Origin of the sequence: Acetobacter pomorum (assembly GCF_002738225.1) — a bacterium.
Classification (GTDB): domain Bacteria; phylum Pseudomonadota; class Alphaproteobacteria; order Acetobacterales; family Acetobacteraceae; genus Acetobacter; species Acetobacter pomorum.
Genome location: NZ_PEBQ01000153.1, coordinates 1 through 12,746 on the forward strand (window position 1 = coordinate 1; position 12,746 = coordinate 12,746).

The window sequence follows — 12,746 nt, forward strand, 5'->3', positions numbered from 1 at the left end:
CGCAACCAAGCCGAACATACTTATATCCAACAAAAAACGCCGCCCCCAGAGGCGGCTTTTTTGCGGCTAAATTTCCATCGCAGGAAACATATAGGATACAAATAGGAGCGAAACTCCAGCGTAGGTTGGGCGAACTATATTATATCGGAGCGTCGACTTTGAGATTGCTTGAGAAGCAAACAGCTCTAGCATGCTATTTTAAAATAATATTAGCGGAACTGAAACAGCCTTATGCCGAAAGAACGGCATAAGGCTGTTTCAGGATTTTAAGTTCAGATTTTGTCTAATGCTTGAGATAGGTCTTCAATCAGGTCAGCACTATCTTCCACACCAGCGGAGTAACGGATCAGGCTTTCAGGAATCCCGGCTGCCAGACGCTCTTCCTGTGTCAGTTCAACATGACTGGTGGTTTTGGGTGGACCGACCAAAGTGCCAACAGAGCCAAGGCTGGCCGCTTTATGTGCGTAACGCAGGCTTTCGAGCAGAACAATAACGTTGTCAAAACCTCCTTTGACAGAAAAGCTTAGCATCCCTCCAAAAGCTTTCATCTGCTTTTTGGCCACATCATGCCCTGGATGCGTGGTAAGGCCAGGATAAAAGACTTTATCAATTTTGGGATGAGTAGAGAGGAACTCAGCCACCTTCATACCATTTTCATTATGACGCTGCATTCTCAGTTCCAGAGTTTTCATGCCGCGTAGAATCATATAGGCCGACTGCGGGTGCAAAGTGGCACCTGTTATTTCACGATAATGAAAGATTGTATCAATCAAGTCTTTTCTGCCAACGGCCAGACCACCCATAACATCTGAATGTCCGTTTAGATATTTTGTGGCACTGTAAACTACAATATCCGCTCCCAAGGACAAGGGAGTCTGGTTGATGGGAGTTGCAAACGTATTGTCAACAATAACAATGGCACCATGGGCATGCGCACATTTGGCCAAACGCGCAATATCAAGAACTTTTAGTGTTGGGTTGGTTGGGGATTCCAGATAAACAACTTTGCAGCCGTTGGCGATTTCCCGTTCAATCAGGTCATAATCTGCTGTGTCGCACAGGCAGACATCCACATTGATATTGGGTAAAAACTCAATAAAGATTTTGTTGGTGCCACCGTAAGTATCTTTGATGGTAACAACACGATCACCCGGCCCTAAAAGGGCCAGCAATGTATTGCTGATAGCCGCCATACCGGTGGAAAAGCTGGTCGCTTCTTCTCCGCCATCCATGATTTTTATTTTTTCTTCAAGAACACGAACGGTCGGATTTGTGTTTCTTGAATAAATATGGCCAGGTTTTTTGCCCGTTGCTACGGCAAACCATTCGTCCATATCATCGTAGCCGAACGCAACCGAGTTATAGACTGGTACGCATATAGCACCTTCGGAAAAGACTTTACTTTCTCCGGCCCAAACGGATTCTGTGCCAATACCCACGTTTTTCATAGCATATACCTGAACAGAAGAGATTATATTGAGATAGCGGACGCTCTGGTGACAGCCATATTTGAGTTGCTACGTATTCCTGAACCGTTTTGTCATAATGTTTTTTCTCGCAACAAAAAATGGAGAACGTCTCGATCGTTGAAGTATAGGGCTATCCATAAACATATTTGCTGCGTAATATTACGATTCTGATACGATATCGTTCATAATGATGTATTTGATGAGGATTTCCAGCTTATGAAGCTTTATGACCGCATTGATGCGAGCATCCTTGAAATCGTTCAGAAAAATAATCGTCTGACATCTCAGGTTATCGGAGATCGGGTCGGTCTGTCAGCAACAGCGTGCCAGAGACGTTTGAAGCGCTTGCGTGATATTGGCGTTATTGAAGGGGATGTTTCCATTATTTCTGCACGGGCGGTAGGGCGACCAATTCAGATGATTGTTTTGGTTACCCTTGAGCGGGAAAGGTCGGACATTATAGATCGGTTTAAGAGAGCACTTCGTATTACACCTGAAATTGTCAATAGTTTTTACGTAACGGGTGAAACGGATTTTGTCCTGTATGTCACTGCGCGTAGCATGGAAGACTACGAAGTGTTTACCCGGAACTTCTTTTATGAAAATCCTGATATCCGCGGCTTTAAGACGTTGGTGGTCATGGATCGGGTCAAGGCAGGTTTTTCCGTACCGGTAGAAGTGCCCGATGATGAATAATGTTATTGGCGAGGGCGCGCTGGCATCATCAAACATGATGTCAGCGCTTTTATTTTAGGACCGATTTTTCCATATATCATAAGCCATTTTTGCAATGACGGTATCTTGAACGCCTGTTCCTGTAAGGTCAGCTACTGTAATTTCATCTGGCGCGCAACGGCCGGGGTGTTTTCCGTTCAGAATAGTCCCCAGATCCGTGGAACAGGATAATTCAATGTTCAGGCCGTTTGCTAATGTATGATGTAGTTCTCCTAGGCGCGTGGTCTGGAGTAGACTGTCTGCAGCATAAAGTGAAGCATGGGCGATAATGCTGGGGTCCAATTCGTTCTTGAACTCGGCGTCCGATCCCATGGCAGTGATATGCTGGCCAGGTTCCAACCACTCACGCAGCAAAATGGGTGTGGCCGACGGTGTTGTAGTGACAATAATATCAGCTCCCTTAGAAGCTTCTGCCGGGTCGGCGCAGGCGTGCACAGGTAGCCCATATTCCTTGGTGCACCATGCCGCTGTTTCCAACGCTTGTTCGGGGCGGCGGGCCCATATCCGGGCTTCAGTAATCGGGCGAGTGAGCAGGAGTGCTTTAAGTTGCAGACGCGCCTGAAGGCCAGCCCCATAAATGGCGGCAATATGGGAATTCGGCCGAGACAATATGCGTGCTGCCACGCCTCCAGCTGCTGCGGTTCTTATGTCTGTCAGATAGCCATTATCGAGTAACAGCGCTTGTGTAACGCCTGTTTTCGCATCCAGCAGTACCATCATGCCGCTTAGGCTTGGGAGGCCCAGCGCTGCATTGCCAAAAAAGCCAGAACTGATTTTGACGGCAAAACTGTCAATGCCTTTTACATATGCTGTTTTAACATCCACTTCTCCCTTTTCGGGAATATCGAGCCGCAGGATGTCAGGCATGATGACATGCCCCTCTACCAAGGCACGAAACCCATCGGCTATGGCATCAATGAGCGTTGTGTCCAGTTTGACCAATGCACGGAGCTCTGTTTCGGTAAGAATATGCATGGTTATATCTTCTGGTTTTCTGAGATGAGTGCCTGATGAACAGCCATATCTATATTTTTGCCAGAAACAACAACAGCGACTGTACCGGATGAACGGACCTTGTCTGCCAGGAGAGCAGCAATACCAACAGCACCTGCGCCTTCGACAATCTCCTGTTCATACCGATAGGCATGTCGAATACCCGCTGCAATCTCATCCTCGGTTAAAAGGAGAGTATCATCGAGATATGTCTTGCACAGATCAAATGTATAATGGTTGGGTATGCCAATGCCGCCACCAAGGGAGTCCGCCAAAGATGGCTCTTCGGTAACTGTAACGGGTTTGCCTGCTTGAAGACTGGCGACCATGGCAGCGCCCTTTGCCATGCTGATTCCAATCACCCGAACAGACGGTTTTATGGATTTGGCTGCCATGGCGATACCGCCAGCGAGCCCCCCGCCTGAAAGCGGGACAAGAAGTGTGTCTATATGAGGATTTTCTGCCAGAATTTCCAGTGCAATTGTACCTTGCCCGGCAATGACGCGCTTATCATCAAATGGTGGCACGGCGAGCAATCCTTCAGACAAAACAAGGCGGTCAACTTCCTCTTGCGCATCATCTTGCGAGGCACCGACAATTTTTATATTGGCGCCAAGTGCTTGCACGGCTTGGACTTTATTTTCAGGAACGAGTTTGGACATGCAAACGGTGCAGGGTTTGCCCATCTGTTGTGCAGCATAGGCTAATGCACGGGCATGGTTGCCGGTAGAGGCTGCTACAAACCCTTTTGCATTCTGCCCAGATAACAGAAGCATGTTGCTGACACCACGTAATTTAAAACTTCCCGTGGTCTGGTGGGTTTCCAGTTTTAAAAAGACAGATGACGTGCGCGTTCCAGATAAAGAAGGAGATGAAACAAGCGGGGTCCGAACAATCCGTCCACGGAGCCGTTCAGCCGCGGCGATAACGTCAAGCAGCGTGGGCATTGTCATGATGGTAGCCGTTCAAAAAAGATGTTGGAACATACCCTCTGTTTTGCCAATAATTTTCTATGGCCCTAATTAGTAAGGGAAACAGAAGGTTAGGGCGATTTTTATAATATTAAGAGAGAGTTGGGAAACAAGGCGTTTCTGGCATTCCAGGTGTTCCTGCTCACAAGCATGATAAAGCGTTTCTATAGGATTGTATCATGTTGGCAGGGTGTTTTTCTATATTTTGATACGATGAAGATACAAAATTCTACGTATATATGGAAATTGGCGCATAAATTCATCGCTAAGAGGATGGGTAAATAGATTACATTTTGTTATTTCTAAGTAACGTTTTTATGTGGGTGGAGAGATTGCGCTATTTTTCTGGTAAGAATGAAATCCGTTTAGGACGAAAAAATATGTAACATTTTCTTAAAGTTATTGTTAATAACATAAGAAAATTAAAATTTTATATTATTAAAAAAACACGTATTTGCTATTTTAGCGTTTTCGCAAAGACGTTCAGTCAAGGCATGATGAGAGAGTATTTTTAAGTGGCAATGCTCCAAATTGATGAAGAAAGTAAAATGAAGAAAAATACATCAATACAAAAAAAACTGATAAATATGAATATGACGCAGATTATCCTCTCATATTGATATCTATATGATGCAAAGTGTCTCCTTCGCTTTGTTATTCTGATTCCGATATGAAACTGGAAAGGGCGCGGTTCTCAGATCTACTCGTAATGCTTGCTCCAGCTACGCTATCGCTGCGAGGCGCACATCTTACGCAATCTGGGTAGACGTTGCCGACTGTTTCCTGACGAGACACATGGACCAGTGGCCCTGGGCCTTTGATGAGGAACATACGGATGAAACAAAGAACTTTTTGCCCTCTGCTTTTATGTTCGACGCTGTTTGTGTCATTCGGAGGTTCTGAAAGTTTTGCCGCTGAGGTATCCCAGAAGGCAAAAGGTCATGCGCTATTGCCGCAAAAGGCCAGCGGAAAAAAGATTACAAGATCTAAAAACCGTGCCCGTACAGCAGATTTGTCCGAAGCAGAGTCGGTGAATGTTGTAACGCGCCGTACATCGCATGGTTCCAACGAGATTATGACCGCGCGCGACATAGAAAAATTTGTGCCCGGCACAAACCCTTTAAAGGTGGTTGCGCAGCAGCCTGGGGTTCTGTTAACCGCGGCAGACCCTATGGCGCAGGATAGTTGGGCGACGGAGCTTTATGTTCGAGGTTTTTTCCAAAATCAGATCGGCTTTACTCTGGATGGTATTCCCCTAGGAGAACTGACTTACCGTAACTACAATGGTCTTGGCATCAATCAGGCTATTTCGCCTGATAACATTGGCCGCATGGATGTTTCCCAAGGGGCAGGGGCTGTGGATACACCCAGCACCAACAACCTTGGTGGCGCAATCAGTTTTGCGTCTATGGATCCTACTCGTAAACGGCAGGTTGATGTTAGCCAGACATTTGGCAGCAATAGCGCGTTCCGAACCTTCGTGCGCTTCAATTCTGGTGACCTAAATGCTTCGGGCACGCGGTTTTTTGTCTCTTATGCACGAAGTGATAGTGAAAAATGGAAGGGCTCCGGTCCGCTGTTTGATCAGAAGGTCAATGCCAAGCTGGTCCAGCCTATTGCGGATAACAGTGAGATCTCGGCATTCTTTGACTGGGACGATCAGCAGTATCTCAGCTATCAGGATCTCTCTCTCAATTATTTGCATACATTGGGTCCACGTCTGGATAATTTTTATCCAAACTATAAAGCAGCGTATCAGGCTGCGCAGGGTATTTATGCAAACGGTCAGGAGAAAACCAATGATCCGTTGGATGCCATGTTCTATGATTCCAGCGCAATTGCCCGCGATTATCTGGGAGGGTTAAAAGCGCATATTACACTGGCTGATAACCTGACATGGGATAGCGTTGCATATGGGCACTCCAACCTTGGATGGGGTGGGTATGCCAGTCCGTTTGCATCTTCTCCCAACGGGGCGCCGCTGCGTTATCAGGAGCATCAAGGGTCAGTTGCCCGTTATGGTTTTACAACTGGTGTGACCTACAAAATAGCTCATAACACGTTGAATACCGGTGTATGGTATGAAAATAACCGCTATATAATGGATTATAATGCGTTCCAGATGCCGCTTTTGGGTGAAGGTAATCCGCTGAACCCACTTGATATGAGCAGCTTCCGGCACCCTGTAGCGCAACTGTGGGGTACAACCTACAATACCAACACCTTTGAGTATCATCTGCAGGATACCTATCGTATTCTCCAGAACCTGAGCGTACATGCGGGTTTCCGTTCCATGCTGGTGACAACCCATGGCGGAGCAACAGCGAATGACGTAGCCTATACAGGCCAATCCGAGCTGCCTTCGGGGTCTTTAACAACGTCTGCTGCATTTTTACCGCATATTAGTGCCAATTGGCGGTTTCTGCCTGGGCATGAACTCTATTTTGATATTTCCGAAAACAAGCGTGCTTATGCTCAGGGGGGATATCAAATGGGGCAGGCGTGGGGTGTTACCAACCAGCAGACATTCCATGAGTTGCAAAAGACGATCAAGCCCGAATCAGACTGGGCGTATGAGTTGGGGTATCGCTACAATTCCAACCTTATTTCAGCCTCTCTTAATCTCTATCGTGTTAATTTTTTCAACCGCCTGCAGGCCATGCAATCCCAGTCTATTGTGGATCCTGTCTCCACTTTAGTGAATGTCGGGTCTGTCACGATGAATGGTGTTGATGCCGCATTCACCATTCGCCCCATAAAAAACCTTTCCATATATAACAGTGTTTCTTATAACGATTCTCGTTACGGTTCAGATATAACTACGGCAGGTGTTGTTTATCATCAGGCGGGAAAGAAGGTCGTGAACTACCCGGACTTTATGTACAAAGCGGGGGTGGACTACACGTATAAGAACATGTCAGCTCATTTTGATGTCAATTATATTGGCAAACGCTACCTGAGCTACATGAATGACACATCTGTTCCCGGTTACTGGCTTGCCAACCTTGGCGCAAAATATCAGTTGTCGACAAAAGGATTCATGAAAAACCTATCGTTTGAATTCAACGTCTATAACCTTTTCAACGCGTCTTACATCAGCACCATGGGCGAAAATGGAAATCCCTTCATGGGGGATTATCAGAGTTTCATGATCGGTGCTCCCAGGCAGTATTTCGGGACCGTACGCGCCAGATTCTGAGGAGATGTGTGAAAATCACTTCATAAAACAATCTGTTTTTACTTTTGCCGAAAGAATGTGTGAGATGAGCCAGGCACGATTGAAATTTTCCCGCGAAGAATATGCCGCGCGCCTTGAAAAAACACGCAAGGAAATGAGCCGACGTAACCTTGATCTTCTGATCGTGAGTGATCCATCCAACATGGCGTGGCTGACAGGATATGATGGGTGGTCCTTTTACGTTTATCAATGTGTCATTGTGCCCCTGTCAGGGGATCCCGTATGGTTTGGCCGAGAGCAGGATGCCAATGGCGCACGCCGGACAGTATGGATTGATGAAGAAAATATCATAGGTTATCCTGATATTTACGTGCAGTCCCCAGAACGTCATCCCATGACTTATCTGGCATCAAAACTGACAGACCGTGGCTGGCAGGCGGCATCCATTGGTGTGGAAATGGATAATTACTGGTTTTCCGCCGCAGCGTTTGCCGCATTAACGCATGGCCTGCCTAATGCCCGGTTTGCAGATATAACCAGCCTTGTTAATTGGCAGCGAGCAGTAAAAAGCCCGCAGGAAGTCGTTTATATGCGGCAGGCAGGGCAGATTGTTGAAAAAATTCATTCCAGAATCTATGAGAAAATAGAACCAGGAATGAGAAAATGTGACCTGGTGGCCGAAATTTATGATGCCGGCCTGCGTGGCACAGCAGATTTTGGCGGGGATTATCCTGCCATTGTGCCATTGCTTCCCTCTGGAACGGATGCAGCAGCCCCCCACCTGACATGGGATGATCGTCCCATGCTGAAGGGGGAAGGCACTTTTTTTGAAGTGGCTGGATGCTATAATCGCTACCATTGCCCTCTTTCTAGAACGGTCTTTCTTGGTAAGCCGACTGACGCTTTTCTGGATGCAGAAAAAGCGACTCTTGAGGGAATGGAAGAAGGGTTGCTGGCAGCCAAGCCGGGTAATCTGTGCGAAGATATTGCGAATGCCTTTTTCTCAGTTCTGAAAAAATACGGAATAAAAAAGGATAATCGCACAGGGTATCCAATCGGCCTGTCCTACCCGCCGGACTGGGGTGAGCGCACGATGAGCTTGCGACCAGGAGACAAGACTGAACTCAAGCCCGGAATGACCTTCCATTTCATGACGGGTCTATGGCTCGATACCATGGGTTTTGAAACGACAGAAAGCATTCTGATCACCCAGACCGGCTACGAGTGTTTGTCCAATGTACCCCGCAAACTGTTTGTGAAGGACTGAGCTGCACATTATGACTGATACACAGCTTGAAACCCCCATTGTGTCTACTGTTCCGTTTGACCAGGACGGTATTCATCATGGTTTCCTTCGACTGCCTTATAGCCGTGATGACTCAGCTTGGGGGTCAATTATGATCCCGTTAACAGTTGTGCGTCATGGCGAAGGCCCGACAGCACTTTTGACTGGTGGGAACCATGGGGATGAATATGAAGGCCCGGTAACGCTCTTTGGTCTTGCGCAGGAACTGGAGCTTTCCGATGTTTCGGGGCGGATTATTATTGTGCCGGCCATGAATTATCCGGCTTTTCGTGCGGCTACCCGTACCTCCCCCATTGACCATGTGAACATGAACCGTGCTTTCCCCGGACGCGCGGATGGAACGGTGACTGAAAAAATTGCTGATTATTTCCAGCGTGTTCTGTTACCTTTGTGCGATATTGTTCTGGATTTTCACTCTGGTGGTAAAACGCTGGAGTTCATACCATTCGCGGCAGCACATGTTCTACCTGATGCCGAACAGGAAAAAAAATGTTTCTCCGCTGTTAAGGCATTTGGGGCACCATACTCCCTGAAAATGGTCGAGATTGATTCACGCGGCATGTTCGATACGGCTATTGAGGAGATGGGCAAGGTTTTTGTAACAACCGAGCTTGGTGGTGGTGGCACAGTATCCGCCAGAACTGCGGAAATTGCTAAACGGGGCGCAAAGAACGTTCTGCGACATGCGGGTATTCTTTCTGGTGACATCATTGCTGCGCCAACAAAGTGGCTGGATATGCCAGGTGATGATAGCTTCATATTTGCGGAACAGGATGGCCTGCTCGAAATGTGTGTGGATCTGGAAGGATCTGTAAAAAAAGGCCAAGTGATAGCGCGCATTCATACAATAGACAGAACCGGTGTACCACCAGCACAGATTACGGCACCTTGTGATGGTATTCTCATTGCGCGCCATTTTCCCGGCCTTATCAAAATAGGTGACTGTGTCGCATCATTTGGCGTTGTCATAGAAGACGTATGAGCAAGATGGAACAGAAAGCCGTGTCACGTCCAATTATAGAACTTTCCAATGTTTCAAAGGCGTTTAACGGTGTATCGGTTCTTGACAATTTGAATCTGGTCATTCCCAAGGGCCAGAAAGTTGCGTTGCTTGGTCCTTCAGGGTCGGGGAAAACAACAATCCTGCGTATTTTGATGACGTTGGAAACAATAGATGCCGGTCAGGTGCGGGTTGGGGGGCAGTCGATGTACGAGGAGCAGTCTGGCGTGCCACGCTTGCTCCCTGAAAGCCAACTCCGTTCCGTTCGGGCACGGATTGGAATGGTGTTTCAGCATTTTGGTCTTTTTCCGCATCTTACAGTTTTAAGTAATATTGCGTTGCCACAGATTTTAAACGGTCAGGCACGCAAAGCCGAAGCGGAAGCACGTGCATTGGATCTTTTGCAAACTGTTGGGTTGGCAGATAAGGCGCATCTCCTTCCAGATCAGCTTTCTGGAGGGCAGAAGCAGCGCGTGGCCATTGCACGTGCGCTGGCGCTCCAGCCGGATATTCTACTGTTTGACGAGCCCACTTCCGCCCTTGATCCCCAACGTGTTTCCGAGGTTCTGGACCTGCTGAATGTGATTGGTGAAACCACGGGTGCGACCATGTTGCTTGTTACGCATGAAATGGAATTTGCCAGACAGTTTGCAGACCGTGTTCTGTTTTTTGATCATGGCCAGATTGTCGAAGATGGTGCGCCGGACCTGGTGTTTACCAATCCACAGGATCATCGAACAAGAGCTTTTTTGGGGCTCCCTGCACGAGGTGTTTAATGGGCAGCATGAGCAATAGATTGCGCAAAATTTATGCTGTTACCGTGCTGTTTATGGCTTTTTCTGTAGGGGCTGTGCATGCGGCACAAGCACAGACGACTGCTCAGGTGCCTTTATCCCGGTTGGCGCAACTGCAACAGCGTGGCTATGTGAGAATTGGTCTTTCCAACGAACCCCCATGGACGGTTATTGACGCGGATGGGCGGGTAGGGGGCGTTGGGCCTGAATTGACGCACGCGGTGTTCCAAAGAATGGGAGTGCCGGAGATGCAGGGGGTTCTGTCTACTTTCGGGGGGCTGATTCCGGGCCTGTTGGCAGACCGGAGCGATGCTATTAGCTCTGGCTTGTTTATTCAACCGGGGCGTTGTCAAGCTGTTGCTTTTTCAGAGCCGGATTTATGCGACCGGGAGGCCCTTCTAATGCTGGCTAACGGGCATTCTAATCCCAGATCCTACCATGATCTGGCAAAAGATCATGCACTACAGATTGGTGTGCCCGCAGGTGGTTCGGAGGAACATGCGGCGCTTGCTGCAGGGGTTCCCGCCAACAGGCTTGTGCCTATCTCCGATGGTCCGAGCGGTATGATCATGCTTCTGTCAGGGCGTATACAGGTGTATTCCTTACCGGCTTCTTCCGCCCAGCATCTTGTTGATCTGTGGCATGAGCAAAAATTGACACTTGTAAAAGTGGAAGATGCGCCTGTTATGTGTGCAGGCATAGCCTTTAGCCCACGCGCGGTTGCGCTGAGGGATGCTTATGATCATGTGCTTGCACAACTCAAGGCAGATGGCACTTACGACAGGATTTTGCTGGCACATGGGTTTGATCCCACTTTAGCGCGTGAACATACCCGTAAGGAGTTTTGTGCAGGGAAAGAAGTGCAATGACGGAAAACATAGTACTGGATCTGTTCTGCTCCGTACTGCATGGGCTGGAAATAACAGTTGCCCTGACTGTTTTGGGGAGTGTTCTTGCTTTTATCTGTGCATTTGTTTTTGGTTTGGGGCGCATTGCGCGTTGGCGTCTGATACGGATTATCAGCGTATTTTATATTGAAGTCTTTCGTGGAACATCAGTTTTTGTTCAGGTCTTTTGGCTATATTATGCACTTCCGGCGTTTGGCATCCTACTTTCTCCTTTCCTGTCCGGTATTTTGGGGCTGGGGCTTAATGTTGGGGCATATGGGGCAGAGGTAGTGAGAAGCGCCATACAGGCAACTGGCAAAGATCAGTATGAATCCTGCTGTGCACTGAATTTTACACGGTATCAGACATTTCGGTATATTGTTCTGCCTCAGGCTTTTCCGCGTATGTTGCCCGTATTTGGGAATAATATGGTGGAACTGATGAAAGCAACGTCCATTGTTTCGTTAATATCCTTGTCAGATATTACGTTTCAGGCGCAACAGTTCCGTATTCGCACAGGGCAGACTTTTCTGCCTTTTGCGGTAACCCTGCTTGTTTATTTTCTTCTTTATCTTGGCATCCTTTTCTTCGTGCAGTCTGTAACACGGTTGACCAAACCAAAATCTGTAAAGGTATAAGATATGACTTGGGATAACCATTTTGTTGTCATGGTCTTCCCTTATCTCATGCAAGGGTTGCTGGTTACTATTCTGGCAACGCTTTTTTCGTTTGCTTTAGCTGTATGTTTAGGGCTGGTTATTGCCATTCTTGAAAAAGTGACGCGTGGACCAATCTATTTTCTGGTGACTGGTTGTGCCCATTTTATTCGTGGTACACCTCTTCTTGTTCAACTGTTTTTTCTTTACTATCTGTTGCCTTATTTAAATATTACACTCCCGGCGTTTGCCTGTGGTATTGTTGGTTTTGGTGTTCATTACGCCACGTATTTATCAAATGTTTATAAAAGTGGTATTGATGCTCTTCCTGTGTTGCAATGGGAGGCTAGTCAATCCTGTAATTTTTCGTCTTTTCAAACATGGCGTTACATTATTTTGCCGCAGGCCATCCGCCCTGTTGTGCCTGTTATGGGCAATTATTTTATTGCCCTAATTAAGGAAACGCCACTTTTATCATCAATATCCGTGATGGACATGATGGGAGAAGCCAACTTGTTTGGAGACATGCACTACCGTTACCTTGAGCCCATTACAATGGTTGGCGTGCTGTTTCTTACATTGGGTTTGGTTGCCAGGGGCAGTGTGGGAATTGTGAAAAAAGTGATTGCTGTGTACCATGGAAAAGAAAATTATCCTTCTCATCAACGGGCGTTTCATGAAAGCCCGGAACTTGATCCCACTGAAAATCTGATTTCGTAAAGAAATATAGAGAAGGATATAGGATTGTCGGTCGGCT

12 protein-coding genes are annotated in these 12,746 nt (G+C 47.3%); 9 read left to right on the forward strand and 3 right to left on the reverse strand.

Going from position 1 to position 12,746, the window contains the following annotated elements:
• On the forward strand, window positions 1-251 hold a 251-nt coding region (locus CSR02_RS16875; protein ID WP_208616830.1), incomplete at its 5' end, for a hypothetical protein.
• Window positions 252-272: 21 nt separating this feature from the next.
• On the opposite strand, the gene CSR02_RS12405 is transcribed toward CSR02_RS16875, so the two are convergent.
• A complete protein-coding gene (locus CSR02_RS12405) occupies window positions 273-1,448 on the reverse strand; it encodes a cystathionine gamma-synthase family protein (protein WP_042787869.1) in 1,176 nt (391 codons plus the stop codon).
• A gap of 237 nt (window positions 1,449-1,685) precedes the next feature.
• Here CSR02_RS12405 and CSR02_RS12410 point away from each other — a divergent pair, with 237 nt between their 5' ends.
• Complete coding sequence (locus CSR02_RS12410) at window positions 1,686-2,165, forward strand: Lrp/AsnC family transcriptional regulator (RefSeq protein WP_042787868.1); 480 nt, start codon at window positions 1,686-1,688, stop codon at window positions 2,163-2,165.
• Between the two features lie 54 nt (window positions 2,166-2,219).
• On the opposite strand, the gene CSR02_RS12415 is transcribed toward CSR02_RS12410, so the two are convergent.
• Complete coding sequence (locus CSR02_RS12415; protein ID WP_042787867.1) at window positions 2,220-3,179, reverse strand: cyclodeaminase; 960 nt, start codon at window positions 3,177-3,179, stop codon at window positions 2,220-2,222.
• A gap of 2 nt (window positions 3,180-3,181) precedes the next feature.
• Window positions 3,182-4,150 (reverse strand): hydroxyectoine utilization dehydratase EutB, encoded by a 969-nt coding sequence (eutB, locus tag CSR02_RS12420; protein ID WP_099541853.1) that lies wholly within the window; start codon window positions 4,148-4,150, stop codon window positions 3,182-3,184.
• A gap of 1,030 nt (window positions 4,151-5,180) precedes the next feature.
• Here eutB and CSR02_RS12430 point away from each other — a divergent pair.
• The 7 genes from CSR02_RS12430 to ehuD all read left to right on the forward strand — a co-directional run bounded on the left by CSR02_RS12430 (window position 5,181) and on the right by ehuD (window position 12,709).
• The gene (locus CSR02_RS12430) at window positions 5,181-7,367 is read left to right on the forward strand and encodes a TonB-dependent receptor (RefSeq protein ID WP_244176994.1); all 2,187 of its coding nucleotides are present in this window, start codon (window positions 5,181-5,183) and stop codon (window positions 7,365-7,367) included.
• 64 nt (window positions 7,368-7,431) lie between these two features.
• Window positions 7,432-8,613 (forward strand): ectoine hydrolase DoeA, encoded by a 1,182-nt coding sequence (doeA, locus tag CSR02_RS12435; protein WP_099541855.1) that lies wholly within the window; start codon window positions 7,432-7,434, stop codon window positions 8,611-8,613.
• Between the two features lie 10 nt (window positions 8,614-8,623).
• The gene (gene doeB / locus CSR02_RS12440; protein WP_042787862.1) at window positions 8,624-9,634 is read left to right on the forward strand and encodes a N(2)-acetyl-L-2,4-diaminobutanoate deacetylase DoeB; all 1,011 of its coding nucleotides are present in this window, start codon (window positions 8,624-8,626) and stop codon (window positions 9,632-9,634) included.
• 20 nt (window positions 9,635-9,654) lie between these two features.
• Window positions 9,655-10,428 carry an amino acid ABC transporter ATP-binding protein gene (locus tag CSR02_RS12445; RefSeq protein WP_167384143.1) on the forward strand — a complete coding sequence of 258 codons (774 nt, stop codon included), beginning with the start codon at window positions 9,655-9,657 and terminating at the stop codon, window positions 10,426-10,428.
• 8 nt (window positions 10,429-10,436) lie between these two features.
• The gene (gene ehuB / locus CSR02_RS12450) at window positions 10,437-11,315 is read left to right on the forward strand and encodes an ectoine/hydroxyectoine ABC transporter substrate-binding protein EhuB (protein ID WP_167384144.1); all 879 of its coding nucleotides are present in this window, start codon (window positions 10,437-10,439) and stop codon (window positions 11,313-11,315) included.
• On the forward strand, window positions 11,312-11,971 hold the full coding sequence (gene ehuC, locus CSR02_RS12455; RefSeq protein WP_099541857.1) for an ectoine/hydroxyectoine ABC transporter permease subunit EhuC: 660 nt from the start codon (window positions 11,312-11,314) through the stop codon (window positions 11,969-11,971). The genes ehuB and ehuC overlap by 4 nt, the downstream gene beginning before the upstream one ends.
• A gap of 3 nt (window positions 11,972-11,974) precedes the next feature.
• Window positions 11,975-12,709 carry an ectoine/hydroxyectoine ABC transporter permease subunit EhuD gene (gene ehuD, locus CSR02_RS12460; RefSeq protein WP_099541858.1) on the forward strand — a complete coding sequence of 245 codons (735 nt, stop codon included), beginning with the start codon at window positions 11,975-11,977 and terminating at the stop codon, window positions 12,707-12,709.
• Window positions 12,710-12,746: the final 37 nt, after the last annotated feature.